This window comes from Sanguibacteroides justesenii (assembly GCF_003204205.1).
Classification (GTDB): domain Bacteria; phylum Bacteroidota; class Bacteroidia; order Bacteroidales; family Marinifilaceae; genus Gabonibacter; species Gabonibacter massiliensis.
On sequence record NZ_QJPL01000009.1, the window covers coordinates 1 to 20,090 of the forward strand.

Consider the following 20,090-nt stretch of genomic DNA (forward strand, 5'->3'; position numbering starts at 1 on the left):
CCGGAAAGCGGGTGCAAAGATAAAACAACTTTATCCCCTTTTCCAAATTTTTTATCACATTTTTTCCAGGAAAAAATCAAACGGGAAGCTATCATCCTGCGGATGAATCGTTTGAAAAAAAAGAAACAAACGCGTTTTCACGCGAGAGGGAAATCGAGAATCGATCGCTTCGAATAAAAATACGGGGTACATAAAAGGCGGTCAAATACTCCATGCATCGACCAAGGGCATTTTACAATTGTCAATTTTCAATTGCCAATTATCATTTTTATCTTCTATATTTGCAGCAGAAAAATGAGAGATTAACGTAAATTTTAGGCGAAAAGGCAATACATTGTCCGTCCTATATATTATAAAACATAAATCTAAAACCGACCATGGCACAAATTCCATCCATACCCAAAGGCACAAGAGATTATTCACCTGAAATCATGGTGAAACGGAATTACATATTCGATACGATCAAATCCGTATTCAAACTTTACGGATACCTTCCATTGGAAACACCGGCTATGGAAAATCTATCGACATTGATGGGAAAATACGGGGAGGAAGGAGATAAGCTACTCTTTAAAATCCTTAACTCCGGTGATTTTCTATCCTCCGTCTCCAATAACGAGATCGAAGAGAGAAACATTCCCCGACTTACGAATAAAATCTGTGAAAAAGGATTAAGATACGACTTAACGGTCCCATTTGCCCGCTTTGTCGTTCAGCATCAAAACGAAATCAGCTTTCCATTCAAACGCTATCAAATTCAACCCGTATGGAGAGCCGATCGTCCTCAAAAAGGACGTTACCGGGAATTCTATCAATGCGACGTGGATGTAGTCGGTAGTGATTCCCTATTAAACGAGGTAGAACTTATCCAAATCGTAGATGAAGTATACCGTCGTTTAAAAATCAACGTACGCCTACTGATCAATAACCGCAAAGTCTTGGCCGGAATCGCCGAAACAATCGGTGCTTCCGACAAACTGACCGACATTACGGTCGCCATTGACAAAATGGATAAAATCGGTGCAGAAAGCGTAAATGCAGAACTGCGGGAAAAAGGAATTTCCGAAGAGTCCATCCAAAAACTGCAACCCATATTGAATTTGCAGGGTAGTAACGAAGAAAAATTGAACTCTTTACAGCATATACTTCAAGAAAGCGAAACGGGTCTAAAAGGCGTTGAGGAATTAATTACGGTCTTTCAATACATAAAGGAGCTGAACATTGCAACCGATATAAAATTAGACCTTACCCTCGCCAGAGGTTTAAGCTATTACACGGGAGCTATATTTGAGGTGAAAGCGAAAGACGCGGAAATCGGAAGCATCACGGGAGGAGGACGCTACGATGACCTAACCGGTATCTTCGGCATGAAAAACATGTCCGGCGTAGGTATATCTTTTGGAGCCGATCGTATTTTCGACGTCATGAATCAATTGGATCTATTCCCCAAAGATACTACCACTACGACCCGTATTCTGTTCGTCAATTTCGGAAAACGCGAGGAAGCATTTTGTCTCCCACTTCTGAAAAACTTACGGGATCAGGGCATCAATGCAGAGATCTATCCAGATACGGCAAAAATGAAAAAACAAATGACTTACGCCGACAAAAAAGGAATCCCTTATGTAGCATTAGTGGGAGAAAATGAGATGGCAAATCATACGGTAACATTGAAAAACATGGCAACGGGAGAACAGGAGAGTGTAGCAATCAACCGTCTATATGAAAAATTAAAATAATCTCTACCGATAGGTTCTATATTATGCAAATCTATAAAAAAGAACAGCGTCCTTTAAAGAATCACGGATTCGATACCCGTTTCCCATGAGAATCCCCTTCCTACTGTTTAGAGGATAGTTATCCTCTGTTTTACATATTGATAATTTCTAATTTTTAATTGTTAACAAGATGAAAACTCATTATATATCACCTGATATTTTAACCTTTGAAACAATCGAGGCTATCTTAACTCAAAAATATAAATTAGCCCTATCGGAAGAAAGCAAAAAACGAATCAACGATTGTAAAGCCTATTTGGACAATAAAATTGCGACATCAGACAAACCCTTATACGGTATCACGACCGGATTCGGCTCTCTTTGCAAAATAAGTATCTCGACAGAAGACTTAAGCCAACTGCAAGCCAACCTGGTCATGTCCCATGCATGCAGCATCGGCACTCCCATTCATAAAGAGATCATCCGTCTGATGTTATTATTAAAAGCCCACGCCCTCTCGTTAGGCAAATCCGGGGTACAACTTCAAACAGTGGAACGAATCATCGATATGTTCAATCGCGACGTGCTCCCTGTCGTACGGGAATTAGGCTCGTTAGGTGCTTCCGGAGATTTAGCTCCGTTAGCCAATCTCTTTTTGCCGATTATCGGTGAAGGAGAAGTCTTTTATAAAGATAAAATCTACCCGGCGCAAGAGATCAATAAAAAATTCGGTTGGGAGCCTATTGCTTTAGGAGCGAAAGAAGGTTTAGCCTTATTGAACGGAACCCAATTCATGAGTTCTCATGCTGTATACGCCTTATTAAAGGCTTTTAAATTAGCTAAATATGCCGATATTATCGGAGCTCTCTCTTTAGAGGCTTACGATGGCCGCATCGATCCGTTTTTACCACAAATTCACGAGGCTCGTCCTCATCCCGGACAAATCGAGACGGCCCGTAATATACGCTCCCTGTTAGAGGGTTCCGAATTCCAGCAAATAGAGAAAACACACGTGCAGGATCCTTATTCGTTCCGTTGCATACCTCAAGTTCACGGAGCCGTCAAAGATACGATCAATTATGTCGCCTCGGTCGTAGAAAGAGAGATCAATTCCGTTACGGACAATCCGACAATCTTTTTGGAAGATGACCTGATCCTGTCCGGAGGAAATTTCCACGGAGAACCCTTAGCCTTAGTACTGGATTTCTTAAGCATCGCCGTAGCCGAATTAGGCAGTATATCGGAAAGAAGAACATACCGGCTTATTGCCGGCGATCGTAAAACACCCGAATTTTTAGTCGCCAATTCAGGACTGAACTCCGGATTTATGATCCCGCAATATGCAGCAGCAGCTATCGTAAGTAAAAACAAACAACTGTGTACCCCGTGTTCCGTCGATTCTATTCCCTCATCCAACGAACAGGAAGATCATGTCAGCATGGGAGGCAATGCCGCCACGAAGAGTGTAAAAGTGATGGAAAACGTGGAGAGGATCTTGGCCATAGAACTTATGAATGCCGCACAAGCCATCGACTTGCAACGTCCCACTAAAACTTCTCCCTATTTGGAAGATTTCATGGCAGAATTCCGTAGCATCGTTCCTTTCAATGCAGAAGATCGGGTGATGTACAAAGACATTGAAAATGCCATCGAATTTTTAAATCAAGGCGAATTCGCTAATTTTAAATAATAAATATAACGACCGAGGGGATAAAGCCTCTTGGTCGTTTTCACGCAAACCTATATTCTTCTATTTAAAATTCAAACGATATTCTTCCTATCGCCCGCACAAGCTTAAAATACAATTCCCAAATTGAAAATTCTGTATTTTCACGTACTTGATTAAATGATCATTCTCTTTCAATCAGGTACATAACAATGCCCCACCTCGCGCGGGGACAGGATCGTCCGATTTCGTTCGATACCGCTCGTAAACACCCGCACGTTTAATATCTTGCCATCATTTGCTCCCTTTTTACATCTTGCAGAATGAGTAAAACATATGCATTCAAACGTTCAAACTACCGTCCCCAACAAGTAAACAAGTATAAAAGAATAACATAAAACGTTCGTTTAATGATATACAACCTTATTGCCAAATGAAATTTTTAATTATTTTTAAACAAACTAATTATCAATTATTTCAAAAAAAATAGCAAATCATTTTTTTTTGTTACATTTGAACGCATTAAACGAACATTTTTAGCTTGCATATGGCAGAAGGTATTTCATACGAAGCTATCAAAGGTGGTGATATAGACGCATTCGGGAAATTATTTGAAGAACTTTATCCGTCCATGTGCAGGATCGCGATGAAATTTATTGCAAATAAGGCTGCAGCAGAAGATATCGCACAAGAGGCATTTGTCCGATTATGGGAAAAAAGAACGGCTTACGATAGTATTCCCAACCTGAAAACCTTTTTATATGTTTCAGTAAAAAATTTATGTTTTAATCACTTGAGAGACAGAAAGGAGACCATCGAATATACCTCTCCCGAGGTTGAAAGGCAGGAGATCCTTTTCCATAACCGACTTATCGAGGAAGAAACTTACCGAATCCTTACACAAGCCATAGAGAAATTACCCTTTCAAAGTGCAAAGATTATAAAACTAACTTTGGAAGGTAAACAAAATAAAGAGATATCTGAAATTATGGGCATATCTGTCAATAGCGTTAAAACACTAAAATACAATGCTATACACAACTTAAGATACAGTCTTAAAGACTATTTCTACCTCTTATTGATTTTCTTGAGTCAAAAATAAATTAATAGATACATTCACACTCTATCATTTACATGGAAGAATCCATTTTTGATCTCTATTGAAGAAAAAATTATCTACCATTCATCCTTTTTAATATTTGTCGTGTTCTCTAAAAAGGAACACGGAATTTTCCCGTTTTCCGGCCAAGTCGATGGCAAAAAAGATTGATTGTATGTAAATCTGTAAAATAAATTGAATGTATGGAAGAATCAGTAGTAAAAGTTGTACATCTTTCTCATCGTTATAGCATTCAATGGGCTATAAAGGATATCAATTTTGAAATAAAAGAAAAAGGTATCCTCGGTCTGTTAGGTTCTAACGGGGCAGGTAAATCCACGACTATGAATATTATTTGTGGAGTTCTGAATCAAACCGAAGGAGAGGTGTATATCAACGGTATTAATTTAAGCGAAAATCCGGTCGAAGCCAAGAAGCATATCGGTTTTTTACCGCAAAAACCTCCGTTACACCCGGATCTGACAGTTGAAGAATACCTTCGACATTGTGCCATTTTAAGACTTGTCGAGAAAGAAAAAGTAAAACAAGCTGTCGATGAAGCAATGGAAAGGTGTCGCATCACCCAAGTCAGTAATCGATTGATCCGAAATCTATCCGGAGGCTATCAGCAACGGGTTGGTATAGCACAAGCTATTGTACATCATCCCCGTTTCGTTGTGTTGGACGAACCGACCAACGGACTGGATCCCAATCAAATAGTGGAGATTCGTAACCTGATAAAAGAAATTGCCAAAGATCGATCGGTATTGCTTTCCACTCACATTCTGCCCGAAGTACAAGCCACTTGTGACGAGATTAAAATGATTGAACACGGTCACGTCGTTTTTTCAGGTTCCATCGGAAATTTCAATAATTACATGGCACCCAGTACTTTCGTCATGACATTGGAAAATCCTCCCGATCTTTCCATATTAAATCAAATACCCGGCGTCGTACATGTCGAATCATTAACCAGAACACGCTTCAGGGTTCACTTTAAAGACAGTCCCGACATAACCAAAAAAATAACAGCATTAAGTGTTTCCAACGGTTGGAGACTAAGTGAAATCGCGTTAGAACGAGAGTCGTTAGATACGATTTTCGCTCAATTATCCGGGAAGAATCTTTAAAATACAAAATTAGATAACTTATGAATACTATATATAGACTTGCAAAATCCGAATTAGGACAATTGTTTTTCTCTCCTGTTGCCTGGTTAGTACTCATTATTTTTGCTTTTCAGACAGGAATGATCTTTTCCGACGTTTTCGGGAATCAGCTACAAAACCAATCCTTAGGGCATTCACTTTACGGTGTAACCCATCAAGTATACGTAGGGTATGTGGGAATTTTCACCAAAATGGTTCGTAATCTTTATCTTTACATCCCTCTTTTAACCATGGGATTAATGAGTAGAGAATTTAGCAGTGGTTCCATCAAGCTACTTTATGCTTCCCCCATCACTAATTTACAGATTATTTTGGGTAAATATCTTTCCATGATGGCATACGGTTTTATTCTCATCTGCATTTGGTTACTTTACATTCTATTCGGAGCATGCACCATCGACCATATGGATATCCCCTTGACGTTGTCATCCGTATTCGGTTTATATTTATTGATCTGCGCTTATTCTGCCATCGGACTTTTCATGTCCACTTTAACCTCTTATCAGGTTGTCGCTGCCATGGGTACTCTTGCTGTTCTCGGTTTTTTGAATTTTGTAGGAGAAATGGGACAAGGCGTTGACTTCATTAGGGATATCACCTATTGGCTCTCCATTTCGGGAAGAGTTTACGAGTTTTTAGAAGGTATGATCTGCAGTGAAGACGTCATCTATTTTGTTGTCGTTATTTTCCTCTTCCTCGCACTCTCCGTTATAAAGCTACAAGCCGAACGAAAAAAACGAAGCTTACCGAAAACCATATTTCAATACAGTGCAGTTATTATTTCCGCACTATTTATCGGTTATTTGAGTACTCTTCCCCATGCAAAATACTATTACGATGTAACAGCAACAAAAAACAATACATTAACTCCTAACAGCCAAGAGATTGTAAAAAAAATAGAAGGAGGGCTTACAATTACCACCTATGTCAATTTATTGGAAGAGAACCGTTACACAGGACTACCACGGAATAGAAAAGACGACTTCAAAAGGTTCGAGAAATACATTCGTTTTAAGCCAGAGATTAAAATGAAGTATGTTTACTATTACGATCATGCCAAAGATGAATCTCTTGAAAGTCGCTATCCCGGATTAAGCGACAAGGAAAAAGCAGAAAAACTTTGTAAAGTGGATAAACTAAACTTCAACATGTTCCTGTCACCCGAAGAGATAAAAAAAATAATCGATTTAAGCCCGGAAGAAAATCGTTTCGTTCGTCTTATAGAAAGAGATAACGGCCAAAAAGCAGTACTACGAGTTTACGATGATATGGAGAAGCATCCTTCCGAAACCGAGATTACAGCAGCTTTAAAACGCTTTTTAGTAAAAAGTCCCCGGTTGGCCTTCCTCATCGGACACGAAGAACGGAACATCACGAGTGGCGGAGATCGTTATTACAAACGTTTTGCCACCGATGTTTATTTCAGACATTCATTGATCAATCAAGGATTCGATGTAACAACCCTTTCTCTTAAAGAGGAGGAAGTTCCTCAAGACATCGACATACTGATTATTGCCGACATGAAAACGCCCCTGGACCCGTTGGAGCAAGAGCGTTTGAAACGCTATATTGATAAAGGGGGTAACCTGTTTATCTTGGGAGAACCCCAACGTCAGGAATTCATGAATCCCATCTTAGCTAATTTCGGAGTTCAACTCATGCCGGGCATCCTTGTACAGGACAACAAAGAGGATTTTTCTCCTACCTTAATCATCGGAGAAATTACGGATGAAGCGGCAGAACGATTTCCTTCATTCAGACTGACCCGCTACCACGGTTATTCTTTTGCTTTTCCTTCTGCCTGCGGCTTAAACTACGTGACGAACAAAGGGTTCGATGTATGTCCCGTCGCCCGGAGTCCGCAACAAAAAAGTTGGAACGAATTAGAAACGACCAACTTTCAGGATGCCGTACTCACGGTCAATACCCAAGCCGGGGAAGTGGAACAGGCCAATTCCGTCGTTCTCGCTTTAAGTCGTAAACTCCACAATAAGGAACAAAGAATTATGATTGTCGGCGATGCGGACTGCATCAGCAACGGAGAACTGGGTAAACGACGGAATGGAATTTATATAGCCAATCACCAATTCGTAACAGGTACATTCAAATGGCTTTCTTACGATGAGTATCCCATCGCTACGGATCGTCCGAATCTCCCGGATAAAAAAATAAAGTTGTCCATTCAAGCTTCAATCTGGATTAAAACAGCAACCATGGGTGTTATACCGGGTTGTTTATTCCTATTAAGCATCATGACTTGGATTAGAAGAAAAAGAAAATAACGCGAATCCTATCCTGTAAATCATCATCTATTATTATATATCAAAAACACATGGAAGAATCAGTCGTAAGAGTAGAACATCTCTCCCACAGATATAGTGTTCAATGGGCTATCCGTGATATTAACTTCGAAATCAAAGAGAAAGGTATCCTCGGATTATTAGGTTCCAACGGAGCAGGTAAATCCACCACCATGAATATCATATGCGGTGTACTAAACCAAACAGAAGGAGAAGTATATCTAAACGGTATCAATTTACGGGAAAATCCGGTAGAGGCTAAACGCCATATCGGTTTCCTTCCTCAAAAACCCCCGCTATATCCCGATTTGACGGTAGACGAATATTTAACCCTATGCGCCCATCTGCATCTGGTAGAAAAAAACAAAATAAAAAAAGCGATAGATACAGCCAAAGAAAAATGTTGCATTACTCATTTCAGCAAAAGACTAATCCGAAACCTATCGGGGGGATACCAGCAACGGGTCGGCATTGCACAAGCCATTGTTCATAACCCCAGTTTTGTCGTTTTAGACGAACCGACAAACGGATTAGACCCCAATCAGATCGTAGAAATTCGCAACCTTATCAAAGAGATCGCAACAGACCGAACAGTCATGCTCTCCACTCATATTCTTTCAGAAGTACAGGCCAGTTGTGACAATATTAAAATGATCGAACAAGGAAGAGTCGTTTTTTCGGGGAGCATGGATGATTTTGATAATTACGTGGAACCGACCGCCTTTCTGGCTACTCTGGATAATCCTCCCGCAATAGAAGAATTACAGGCATTAGAAGGCGTAAAACGAGTTGAACCTCTCGACAACTCGATTTACCGGATTCAATTCGACGCTCCCAGGAACATTACCGAAAGGATGGTTGAGCAAAGTATCTACAATGGATGGGAACTTCGTGAAATTCACCTTGAAAAAGAATCATTAGATGAAATCTTCGCTCAATTGTCCGGAAAAAGATCACACAAATAAAAATAGTAAAGATACATTATGAGAACATTATTCAGAATCACCAAAACAGAACTAAGCACGCTGTTTTTTTCCCCGATAGCGTGGCTGATTCTAATCATTTTCACCTTTCAAGCAGGGATGACCTACGCGGATGTATACTCGGACGTGATACGTTATCAGGCATTGGGTTACAACCTTTCAGGTATAACTTCCAGACTTTTTTCCAACTACAACGGAGTTTTCTCTAAAATGCTCGATAATTTATATTTATATATTCCTCTTTTAACCATGGGATTAATGAGTAGAGAATTTTATAGCGGATCCATCAAATTACTTTTCTCTTCTCCTGTAACCAACAAACAAATCATATTTGGAAAATACTTGGCCATGATCATCTACGCGTTGATCCTAATTGCCATTCTCTCCATATATATCATATTTACCGCTTTTGCCATAAAAAACATCGATCTTCCCCAACTTTTGTCCGGATTGCTGGGAGTATTTTTAGTCACGTGTACTTACGCGGCGATCGGTCTCTTTATGTCTTGCCTGACCTCTTATCAAGTGGTTGCCGCAATAGGAACATTAGCTCTTCTAACTGTATTAAACTTCATCAAAGAGGTAGGACAAAACATGGAGTTTGTTAGAGAAATAACCTATTGGCTGTCGATCTCGGGGCGGTCATCCACCCTGTTGGATGGTCTGATTTGCAGCGAAGACGTACTTTATTTTATTATCGTGATAACTTTATTCTTAACTCTTTCCATTCTGAAATTAGGTTCTGAACGGAAAAGACACAAGCCATACGTTGTCCTCTTCCGGTATGCTTCAGTCATTATCATAGCCCTTTTACTCGGTTATATATCTTCCCGACCCCAGTTTATGAGTTTCTACGACACCACAGAAACTAAAATAAACACGTTAACGCCCAACAGTCAGGAGGTAATGAAAAAACTAACAGGAGGTTTAACGATCACTACTTATGTCAATATTTTAGAGGATAACTATTGGCGGGCAATGCCCGATCGAAGAAAATACGATTTCGAAGAATTTGAAAAATATGTACGTTTTAAACCGGAAACCGAAATCAAATACGTATATTACTATCATCCCTGCTATAATCCTTATATGGACAGGCGTTATCCCGGATTAACCCCCGAACAGCGGGTCCAAGAAATATGTAAAGTCATGGAATGGGACACCGCCATGTTCCTCACCCCGGAACAAATCAATCGACAAATCGATCTCTCCGGGGAAGGATACCGATTGGTTCGGGTTATCGAACGAGAAAACGGTCAGAAATCATTCTTGCGATTTTATGAAGACATACGGCGCACTCCGACAGAAAGTGAGTTTACGGCTGCTTTAAAACGTCTCGTCACGAAACCTCCCAAAGTTGCCTTCCTTACGGGACACGGAGAAAGAAACGTAGACGGGGCAGGAGAACGGGATTACGGAGCTTTCGTCAGAGATCTCACCTTCCGCTACTCGTTACCGAACCAAGGATTCGACGTAACATTGTTAAGATTAGACGAGCAAAAAAAGATCCCGGAAGATATCGATATACTTGTTATAGCAGAACCCAGAACGGTTTTAGCACCGGAAGAATTAACCAAAATCAAAGAGTATATAGACAGAGGAGGAAATATGATCCTATCGGGAGAACCCTACCGTCAACACATAATGAATCCCCTTCTCTCTTTTCTCGGACTTGAATTTATGCCAGGAATCTTAGTCCAACCCTCCAAAGATTTCACGGCCGATTTGATTTTTGGCAACATTACCGAAGCAGCAGCACAATCGTCCAAAGGGTATCAAAAACTATGGAGAGGAAAATATAAAATTACAATGCCGGGAGCCGTAGGAATCAAAATCTTAGAAGAAAAAGAATTCAAAGTCACTCCTCTTGTCACCACAAACGAAGAAGGAGCCTGGAACGAATTAGAAACGACAGATTTTATTGATAATCGACCTATTTGCAACTCCCAAGTCGGAGAGGAGGAACGAACGATTCCGGTTGTTGTCGAATTAACGCGTCGGGTAGGAGAAAAGGAACAACGTATCTTCGTATGGGGAGATGCCGACTGCATCGGAAACGGAGAATTAACCACCTCGCGAGAGGGAGTGAAGAGTTCTAACTTTTCCTTGATTACAAATTCATTCGGCGATCTCAGTTACGGTGAATTCCCGGTAGACACGAGCCGACCTCGCCCCTCTGATGATAAAGCTTACATAGGAGAAGGTTCTGAGATCTGGTTAAAACTACTATTCATGGGACTTCTTCCCGGCATATTAGTATTTATCAGTCTGAGAATGTGGTGGTTCAGAAAAAGTAGATAATACAATAATCAATTCATTCGTATCAACAACCAAGAGCTGTCCGAAATTTTAGTTTCGGACAGCCTCTTCATCAAATCAATTATTTATAAAAAATAAACACTCTCATTCATCCTTTTCAACTTTTGTTGTGTTCTGTCAATAAAAGGTCCCATTAAAATAAAAATAATGACTACACATTATTCTGAAGATTACAGGATTTCACAACTTTTAGCCAAATACTTGGCCAAAACCATAACCTCAAAGGAAGAGGCTGAGCTGGAGGCATGGAAAGCGACAGACGAAAACAATCGAATCCTATTTGAAGATATCTGTTCTACCGAAAACAGAAAAGAACGAGATCAATTCATACAACAAATTAATATCCCCCTGGCATGGAGTAAAACCCGGAAGCGCCTATTCGTACCCCGAAAGAGAAATAAAAAGTTATTTGTCTATGGCGGTATGGCAGCAGCTATCAGTCTGTTTATCGGTTTTTCCATCCTCTTTCAATCTCCCCAATCGGAAAAAGCTGTAACTCCTACGGCACAAATTGTACCGGGAAGTTCAAAAGCCATGTTGATTACCTCCTACGGACAAAAAATAGCTCTATCATCAATTGATGAAGAAGAACAGGCCATCCAACTTAAAAACGGTACAAAAATAACCAATGACGGGAAAAAAGTAACTTATTTCCCAACAACGGATTCCTTAGTTCCCGTTAAGATCGATACGATCCGTACTCCTCGCGGAGGGGAATTTATTCTAATTTTACCGGATGAAACCACCGTTTGGTTAAATTCGGAAACGGAAATCTCCTTCCCGACCCGATTCGATAAAGACAAACGAATTGTCAATTTAAAAGGTGAGGCTTTTTTTTCCGTAACAAAAGATTCTTCTGCCCCATTCATCGTTCGAACGGCGGATAAATTAACAATTAAAGTTCTCGGTACAAAATTCAACGTACAGGCCTATACCGATGAAAATACCATAGAAACAACACTTAGCGAAGGTTCTGTTTTAGTCAGCAACGGACAACGGTCGATCCAATTAAAACCGAACCAACAAGCCGTTTACCATACGAGTAATCGAGTTTTAAATTCCAGAGAAGTAAATGCCGATCACATCTCTTCCTGGAGAGAAGGTAAATTTATTTTCGAAAACGAAACGCTTGAATCTATCATGAATAAGTTGAGCCGATGGTACGATATTCATCTGTTTTACGCGAACGAATCTGTTAAGAATTTCCATTTTACAGGAGATTTGGAACGATACGATGATTTCAGCGAAGTACTAAAAATGCTTGAGAAAGCAACCAATATTCAATTCAATATCAACGGGAAAAATGTGATTATAAGTAAAACTCATAAATAAAAATACAGAAGATAGTGGTAATATCTTCTGTATCCTATTAATCTATTAATCGACTATTAATAAATTCTCAAATTTATGGAAAAAAAACGAATCTATGTCTTTGATTTACATCAAAGATACAAAAAAACGTTAACCATTCTGCGAGCAACTCTATTGCTTATTCTGATTTCCACGTTTTCACTACAAGCCGGAAATACATCACAACACGGAAGGTTGACTGTAAAAATGCAAAATGCTACCATCGATGAATTAATTAAAAGTGTCCGGGCAGAAACAGAATACAAGTTTCTGTATCGTATCGAAGAAGTCCAAAAATACGGGAAACGGGATATCGATATCAAAGATGCTACCATCGAAGAATTTTTACAAAAAATTTTAGCCAATACCCAACTATCATATGAAATCCAAAACGGAGTGATCATCATTCGCCCCCAACAAAAAGTTCGGGAGGACTACAAGCCTCGTGTAATCAAAGGAAAGGTTATGGACGAAAAAGGTTTGCCTCTGCCTGGGGTTTCTGTTATTATCAAAGGAACGACACTCGGCATCGCTACCGGAATAAACGGTGAATTCAAATTGGAAATACCCAAGTTAGACAGTACGATTTTGGTCTTTTCGTTTATCGGGATGCAAACCGTAGAGCATCGTTTAAAAGAGGATCGCAAAGATGATAATAAAGATTTGATCATCAGAATGAAAGAAGACGTAACAGAAGTCGACGAAGTCGTTATTACCGGTATTGCCAATATCCGTAAAGAGAGTTTTACGGGTTCTTCCGTAACCATCCATAGAGAGGAACTGTTAAAAGTATCCAAGACCAATGTGATCAAGGCATTACAGGTTTTTGATCCCTCTTTTCGTATTCAAACCAATAACGAATGGGGATCCGACCCGAACGCCTTGCCTGAAATGTATATTCGAGGCCGTTCCGGAATCGGATTAAAAGAATTGGATAAATTAAAAGCCGATCAGGCACAAGGCTATATTTCCAAATCGGCGTTAAAAGACAACCCGAACCTGCCGACGTTTATCATGGACGGTTTCGAAATCAGCGTACAAAAATTATACGATATGGATCCCACGCGGATCGAATCGGTCACCATCCTAAAAGATGCCGCCGCCACGGCCATGTACGGATCGCGAGCTGCCAACGGAGTTGTCGTTATTACGACCGTTGCCCCGAAAGCCGGAAGTATCAATGTCTCTTATAGTTTCGATAGTGAGATTACTATGCCGGACTTAACCGATTACAACCTGACGAATGCGGCGGAAAAACTCGAAACGGAAGTTCGTGCCGGTATCTTCGAGGCGGAAGACGAATATGACAGGGTAACCCTTGAAAAAATTTATCACAGGAAACAGGCTAATGTAGCCAAAGGTGTCGATACCTACTGGCTTTCATTACCTTTGAGAACAACCTTTAATCACAAACATGCCCTTTTCGTGGAAGGAGGTTCAGAAGCCTTGCGTTTCGGGTTAGATGTTTCTTACCATAATCAGGACGGTATTATGAAAGAGTCTTTTCGAAACAGATTTGGCGTGGCCTTATATATAGATTACCGGTTAAAATCCTTACAGGTAAAAAATCAGGTCTCCTATACTGTTGTAAGATCCCAAGAGTCCCCTTTCGGAAGTTTCTCCGAATACACGAAAGCACAACCTTACGATGTGTACAAAGACAAATTCGGACGTTATTTGGAAAATTTGGATGGTTGGGGAGAAACTCTGAACAAGCCCAACCCTCTATACGAATCGACTTTGGGAAGTTTCGAAAAATCCTCTACCGAAGAGATTACCAATAATCTCAGCATCAACTGGTACGCGACAAACCACTTGTTGATTAAAGGAGAGTTCAGCATAACCAAAGAAGTGAACGACGGTAAAAAATTCTTAGATCCGCTATCGAAAAGAAATTCTCAACCTCTCAGCTCTTACAATACCTCTTCTGGAGAACTTAGGACCAACGACGGAAAAAATTTTAACTGGAACTTAAATTTCCAGGCATCTTATAACCGCAACATCAACAAACACAACATCAATGCTTTGGCCGGAATAAACGCCCGCTCAACCAAAACGACCGGAAATTCGGCCTTTTACAGAGGTTTCCCGTCTGGGAGTCTTTGTTCTCCAAACTACGCGCAAACGATCGTTCAAAAACCGTCTTATTCGGAAAATTCTACCCGGTTAATCGGATTCGTGGGTTTAGTTAACTATAGCTACAACAATATCTATCTATTCGATGCCTCTATTCGCGTTGACGGTTCTTCCGAATTTGGAGTAGACAACAAATACGCCACCTTCTGGTCAACAGGAGCCGGTATCAATATCCATAACTACGCCTTCCTAAAAAACAACTCCATTATCGAACAATTGAAAATTAAAGGTACTTACGGACAAACCGGTAAAGTAAATTTTGCCCCCTATCAAGCGAGAACCACGTACGAGATTCTTTCGGAAGAGTGGTACAAAACCGGATACGGAGCATCCTTAAAAGCATTAGGAAACAAAGATTTAACTTGGGAAACCACGAATAAGATCAACCTCGGTATCGAATTAGGTTTATTGAAACAGGCTTTCTATGTCGATTTCAACTATTACAACGAAAAAACCGTTGATCTGGTCAATAGCGTAACGATCCGCAGTTCAACCGGTTTCACGACCTACGTGGATAACATCGGAAAATTACGGAAAACCGGATTCGAAATCAACATGAGAAGTAACCTGATCTCAAAAGGAAACCTTTTTCTCGCCCTGTTTGCCAACTTGGCTCACAACGAGGACAAACTACTGGAAATCGCCCAAAGTTTAAAAGATTATAACAACCAGGTTAACGATCATTTCACGAATAGTAGCCGATATGACGGATCGAATACCAAACCCTTCCGTCAATTTGAAGAGGGAGGCTCGCTAACGTCCATTTTCGGAGTCCGCTCATTAGGAATCGATCCTGCCAGCGGTAATGAAATATTAGTGAAAAAAGACGGAACGTTAACCGATCTGTGGAATGCCAACGATCAGGTTATCCTGGGAAATGAGGAGCCCAAAGCAAAAGGATCGTTCGGTATGAATGCAACGTATAAAAATTTCAGTTTATTCGTTACCTTTTCATATGAATGGGGAGGTCAGATCTATAACCAGACTTTAGTAGACAAAGTTGAAAATGTAAACATCCGTACCACAAACGTGGATAAGCGCGTATTGAAAGAGCGTTGGAAAGAACCCGGAGATATCGCGAAATACCGTAAAATTAATTTAGGAATAGCCAATCAATCGGAAGAAACGACCCGTCCTTCCTCTCGTTTTGTTGAAGATAACAACTGGTTGTCTTTGAACTCCGTTACCCTCGGATATGATTTCGACAGAGAGTCAAGCTGGATGAGAGCTTGTCGCTTAAGCATGTTGCGTTTAGAAATAGGTGGCAGCGAAATCTTCAGATGGAGTACGGTAAAGGCAGAACGCGGATTGAGTTATCCCTTTGCAAGATCTTTCAGTTTCTCAATAAAGGCCAGTTTTTAAATTGTAAGTTATGAAATTAAAGAAATTTTTAATCATATGTATTTTACCGATCGTGCTGAATTCCTGTAATGATTGGTTAGACGTAGACCCGCAAGATACCGTAACGGAAGAAGAACTTTTCTCGACTTACGAAGGTTATCGAAATGCACTACACGGAGTATATCGCCAAATGTCCTCATACGACATGTACGGACAAGAGATGAGCTGGGGATTGGTCGATGTCATGGGACAACTTTATTACAAATCCCGCTTCAAAAGTTCTACCGCCTATCGCAAAATTGCGGATAGCTATGCTTATACCGACAAAAGGGTAAAGCCTATCACAGAAAGCATCTGGACGAAAACATACAATTGCATCGCTAATTGTAACAACCTGATTACGAAACTACAGACAACCGATCCCCTGATTTTCCCGGGAGCTCAGGAAGAGAAAAACCTAATCGAAGGAGAAGCATTGGCCTTGAGAGCCCTACTCCATTTCGACATGTTACGTCTTTTCGCTCCTTCGCCGGAAGCAGCCAAAAACGACGATAGAGGTTACATCCCTTATTTCAGTAAATATCCCTCTACTTTCGAGCCGGATAGAACCGTGACCGAAATATTGAACCTGGTCGAACAGGATTTGCTAAAAGCAAAAAACCTCGTGGGTTCTTTCGACACGATCCCCGCTCATGTGGATATGCTAAACATGGCACAATACAGGTATTATCTTTCAGGTGAAAGCAGTTATGTCCCTAAAGATTTATTTTACAGGTATCGCGGATATCGCATGAACTATTACGCGGTAACGGCCTTATTAGCCCGCGTCTACAATTACATGGGCAAACACGAAGAGGCCTACAAACAAGCAAACGAAGTAATCGATGCCGCTTACGGAAGCTGGGATACCAAAGTATATAGTTTTACCGATGCTTATGATGTCGAAAGCAACAAGGATCGTAAAATGTACGAAGAAATCATATTTACATTATCTAACACGCTGTTATTGGATCGGTATAAATCAGTCAATAACTACAATGACAACAGTATAGAGTTCACCCTTATGACCAAAACTACCGATCTGAAAACGATGTTCGATGACGGAGGAGATTGCCGCGGAAATGCCGTAACGGAATTGATCGGAAGTTACAGAGCTTGCAACAAGTTGTTAGAACCTACCGGAAGTGCAGGCAATTACAGCAGAAGTGCCGACATGATTCCGATGATTCGTCTTGGTGAAATGTACTATATCAAAGCCGAATATCTTTTCAGAAATAACGACAAAACCGAAGCTTTGAAAACCCTCGACGATTTAAGAGAAGCTCGGGGATGCGAACGAGAAGGCCTTAACAACAAAATCAACGATTTAGATAGTTTCCTGGAGGAATTAATAAAAGAAGCCAAAAGAGAATTCATGCAAGAAGGCCAGCTCTTTTACTACTACAAACGTTTAAACATAAAGCCGGTCAGAACGATGCCCGATAACGGATTTGTTATTCCATTACCCGATAATGAACTCATCAATTAAACATCTATACCATGAAAAAATATATTCTGTTATTCGCTTTTTTTGCAGCATTAATCGGCTGTGAAACAAATGAAACCCCCATCTACGAAGGGGAAGCACGCTATCTCTATTTCCCCAATGATGAAGGACGGGATTCTGCCGTGATCTCCTTTACCCATTATCTCACGAATGAACTGGACGTTCCGTTTGAAATTGCCTTAATCGGTAAACCGTCTCACGACTCTCTGGAATACAAATTGGTGGTCGTCGATTCATTAACAACAGCGCTACCCGTGGATTACGAGTTACCCAATACATTGAAATTCGCTCCGAATCAAGATAAGGATACCATCTATATCCACATCAAAAAAGCCAGGCCGGAGCTTTCGGAAAGAAGCTTTAAAGTTACCTTCCGGATCACTGCCAATGAAAATTTCTCACCGGGAATTTACAACAAGCAGGACATCAAAGTTATTTTCAGCAATATTAAAAGCCAACCGCTGTGGTGGAAAGACGATGTCGAGTTGATTTTGTTAGGAGAATACAGCGATGCTAAGTACGACCATTTTGTTATTGCCACCCAGGTCAGCGATCTTTCCGAAATGTCTTTTTCTGAAATTCGAATTCTTGCATTGAAATTCAAAGAATATCTGATTAAAAACAACATCATGGAAAAAGATAAGGACGGCAATGAATTTCCGATGGTAGATGGAGTTCCGGCTTACTAACTTTATAACTAATAAAATATTATGAGATCGAAAAATATCATATATACACTCGCGGTATTGATACTGAGTTTTATCGGATGTTACGACGATAAAGGAAATTACGACTACGCCGATCTGAACGAGATTCGGATCGAAGAATTCAACTATATCTCCAGTCCGACCCTCGGAGATACCATACGGATCGTTCCGAAGTTCACTTACTCGAAAGGCGACAGCAGCAATGTGGAGTTAAGTTACGAATGGACATTTGCAGGTAAGGTTATTGGCAATGAACGGAATCTGGAATGGATTATCGACACCATGACCAAAGCCTATTGCATACTGCGGGTCACGGATCACAAATACAATGTGCAATACATGCAAACGACCCAGTTGAATATTACAACTCCTTACGTCAACAACGGTTGGTACATTTTAACGGAAAAGAACGGGTATTCCAGTTTAAGTTATATTCGTGAAATTCAAGATGACGAGACGAATATATACCACAATCGAATCTACGAAAATCTCTATAAAACCGTAAACAAGGAAGAGATGGGGAGCGGCCCGTTAAAATTACATGAACATTTCGGTCGCCGTACGACACCTCCCGCCCAACTTCTGGTACTTCAATCAGGAGGACAAGGCGATATCGATGTTAACAGCACCACATTCGAAAAAGATATAAACTTGAAGCAAGCGTTCATTGGAGGCAATTACCCTGTCGACTTCCGTCCGGTAAACGCCATGTTTATGCAATGGGTTGATCTTTTACAGAACCACGACGGCAAAATCTATTCGCGTGTCAAACAAACCAATGAATTGATTCATTCCGGATTTTTTATTCAGACTCCTATGAAAATCGAGGAACATGAAATTTACGGAGAATTGATTCACTCCAGAATCGGAGATACTCAATATTGTCTCGTTCATGAAAAAGGTACTTCTCAAGCTCCTCAAAATAGATTCTTGGTTGTATTCGACGTAAAAAATACTTTCCAGGATGTTTATGCCATGGGGAAAGTGGAAGTGTTGCCGGATCCTAACGACGGATGGCCCAAACAATACATACCGGCAAACAACTTAGGAAACAACACCTTGATTCATTGTGGCTATATATTCCAAGGTAATACCTCTTGTCAATATTTCTTAGTATTGAAGGACAACATAACCAATAAGTATTACCAGGAACAATTCATTCTCAAAAGAGATTACAGCTCGACCGGCTTAACTTATGAATTCCCCGGCACGGCATATGCGGAATTACCTCAGCAAGCATCAGACGGAACCCCGTTAAAATACGAAGATTGTGTCATTTATAACTTACCCTATAAATCTAAACCTTTCGTGATGATTGCCCAAGGAAAAGATTTATTCATCTACAATCTCAATAACCCGGAAAACGGAGTTAAACCGTATTATCATTTCGAGGACAGCGAAATTGCTTGTATGAACGCTGAAAATTACAATTCAAACAGATTAGGCATCGTTCTTAAGAACGGCCGGGTCATTATACTCGAAGTGAACGGTTTGAATCTGGAAAAAGAAAAACTACTTTGGGAAATGCCCAAGGGAACGAGCTTGGGTGATAAAATTATTAATATTCTTTTCAGAATAGGAAGCGACTTCGGATAATTATTTCTCTAACATAGCGCAAAGGGCAGCCTCGCAATGAGGCTGCCCTTAGCATTTCAGCAAGAATCATATTATCGATACGAAACCAGACAAAAAAAGTTGAATTCAAAAGTTTTAAGCTTTTGAATTCAACCTCCCGTTAGTAGAATCGATTTTTCCG

Annotated in this window: 12 protein-coding genes; all 12 read left to right on the forward strand. The window is 40.3% G+C overall.

Annotated elements, in window-relative coordinates:
• The first annotated feature begins 377 nt into the window (after window positions 1-377).
• The 12 genes from hisS (at window position 378) to DMB45_RS12975 (ending at window position 19,930) form a co-directional block, all read left to right on the forward strand.
• A complete protein-coding gene (gene hisS / locus DMB45_RS12920) occupies window positions 378-1,739 on the forward strand; it encodes a histidine--tRNA ligase (RefSeq protein ID WP_041501950.1) in 1,362 nt (453 codons plus the stop codon).
• Between the two features lie 169 nt (window positions 1,740-1,908).
• Window positions 1,909-3,408, forward strand: a complete 1,500-nt coding sequence (gene hutH, locus DMB45_RS12925) for a histidine ammonia-lyase (RefSeq protein ID WP_041504878.1) — start codon at window positions 1,909-1,911, stop codon at window positions 3,406-3,408.
• Between the two features lie 523 nt (window positions 3,409-3,931).
• Complete coding sequence (locus DMB45_RS12930; protein WP_041501948.1) at window positions 3,932-4,486, forward strand: RNA polymerase sigma factor; 555 nt, start codon at window positions 3,932-3,934, stop codon at window positions 4,484-4,486.
• Window positions 4,487-4,686: 200 nt separating this feature from the next.
• Complete coding sequence (locus DMB45_RS12935; protein WP_041501947.1) at window positions 4,687-5,613, forward strand: ABC transporter ATP-binding protein; 927 nt, start codon at window positions 4,687-4,689, stop codon at window positions 5,611-5,613.
• Window positions 5,614-5,633: 20 nt separating this feature from the next.
• Window positions 5,634-7,934 carry a Gldg family protein gene (locus DMB45_RS12940; RefSeq protein WP_041501946.1) on the forward strand — a complete coding sequence of 767 codons (2,301 nt, stop codon included), beginning with the start codon at window positions 5,634-5,636 and terminating at the stop codon, window positions 7,932-7,934.
• A 50-nt stretch (window positions 7,935-7,984) separates the two neighbouring features.
• A complete protein-coding gene (locus DMB45_RS12945; RefSeq protein WP_041501945.1) occupies window positions 7,985-8,917 on the forward strand; it encodes an ABC transporter ATP-binding protein in 933 nt (310 codons plus the stop codon).
• Window positions 8,918-8,935: 18 nt separating this feature from the next.
• Window positions 8,936-11,236 (forward strand): Gldg family protein, encoded by a 2,301-nt coding sequence (locus DMB45_RS12950; protein ID WP_041501944.1) that lies wholly within the window; start codon window positions 8,936-8,938, stop codon window positions 11,234-11,236.
• A gap of 165 nt (window positions 11,237-11,401) precedes the next feature.
• Window positions 11,402-12,586, forward strand: coding sequence for a FecR family protein (locus DMB45_RS12955; RefSeq protein WP_041501943.1), 1,185 nt, complete (start codon window positions 11,402-11,404; stop codon window positions 12,584-12,586).
• 75 nt (window positions 12,587-12,661) lie between these two features.
• Window positions 12,662-16,102, forward strand: a complete 3,441-nt coding sequence (locus DMB45_RS12960) for a SusC/RagA family TonB-linked outer membrane protein (protein WP_041504877.1) — start codon at window positions 12,662-12,664, stop codon at window positions 16,100-16,102.
• A 10-nt stretch (window positions 16,103-16,112) separates the two neighbouring features.
• Window positions 16,113-17,609 (forward strand): RagB/SusD family nutrient uptake outer membrane protein, encoded by a 1,497-nt coding sequence (locus tag DMB45_RS12965; RefSeq protein WP_041501941.1) that lies wholly within the window; start codon window positions 16,113-16,115, stop codon window positions 17,607-17,609.
• An 11-nt stretch (window positions 17,610-17,620) separates the two neighbouring features.
• Window positions 17,621-18,316 (forward strand): DUF4843 domain-containing protein, encoded by a 696-nt coding sequence (locus DMB45_RS12970; protein WP_110688833.1) that lies wholly within the window; start codon window positions 17,621-17,623, stop codon window positions 18,314-18,316.
• 21 nt (window positions 18,317-18,337) lie between these two features.
• The gene (locus DMB45_RS12975; RefSeq protein ID WP_041501939.1) at window positions 18,338-19,930 is read left to right on the forward strand and encodes a PKD-like family lipoprotein; all 1,593 of its coding nucleotides are present in this window, start codon (window positions 18,338-18,340) and stop codon (window positions 19,928-19,930) included.
• The last annotated feature ends 160 nt before the right edge of the window (window positions 19,931-20,090 follow it).

What these genes read in the sequence shown, in the direction of transcription:
- hisS (WP_041501950.1), top strand. Translation starts at nt 378, where the DNA reads ATGGCACAAATTCCATCCATACCCAAAGGCACAAGAGATTATTCACCT.
- hutH (WP_041504878.1), top strand. Translation starts at nt 1,909, where the DNA reads ATGAAAACTCATTATATATCACCTGATATTTTAACCTTTGAAACAATC.
- DMB45_RS12930 (WP_041501948.1), top strand. Translation starts at nt 3,932, where the DNA reads ATGGCAGAAGGTATTTCATACGAAGCTATCAAAGGTGGTGATATAGAC.
- DMB45_RS12935 (WP_041501947.1), top strand. Translation starts at nt 4,687, where the DNA reads ATGGAAGAATCAGTAGTAAAAGTTGTACATCTTTCTCATCGTTATAGC.
- DMB45_RS12940 (WP_041501946.1), top strand. Translation starts at nt 5,634, where the DNA reads ATGAATACTATATATAGACTTGCAAAATCCGAATTAGGACAATTGTTT.
- DMB45_RS12945 (WP_041501945.1), top strand. Translation starts at nt 7,985, where the DNA reads ATGGAAGAATCAGTCGTAAGAGTAGAACATCTCTCCCACAGATATAGT.
- DMB45_RS12950 (WP_041501944.1), top strand. Translation starts at nt 8,936, where the DNA reads ATGAGAACATTATTCAGAATCACCAAAACAGAACTAAGCACGCTGTTT.
- DMB45_RS12955 (WP_041501943.1), top strand. Translation starts at nt 11,402, where the DNA reads ATGACTACACATTATTCTGAAGATTACAGGATTTCACAACTTTTAGCC.
- DMB45_RS12960 (WP_041504877.1), top strand. Translation starts at nt 12,662, where the DNA reads ATGGAAAAAAAACGAATCTATGTCTTTGATTTACATCAAAGATACAAA.
- DMB45_RS12965 (WP_041501941.1), top strand. Translation starts at nt 16,113, where the DNA reads ATGAAATTAAAGAAATTTTTAATCATATGTATTTTACCGATCGTGCTG.
- DMB45_RS12970 (WP_110688833.1), top strand. Translation starts at nt 17,621, where the DNA reads ATGAAAAAATATATTCTGTTATTCGCTTTTTTTGCAGCATTAATCGGC.
- DMB45_RS12975 (WP_041501939.1), top strand. Translation starts at nt 18,338, where the DNA reads ATGAGATCGAAAAATATCATATATACACTCGCGGTATTGATACTGAGT.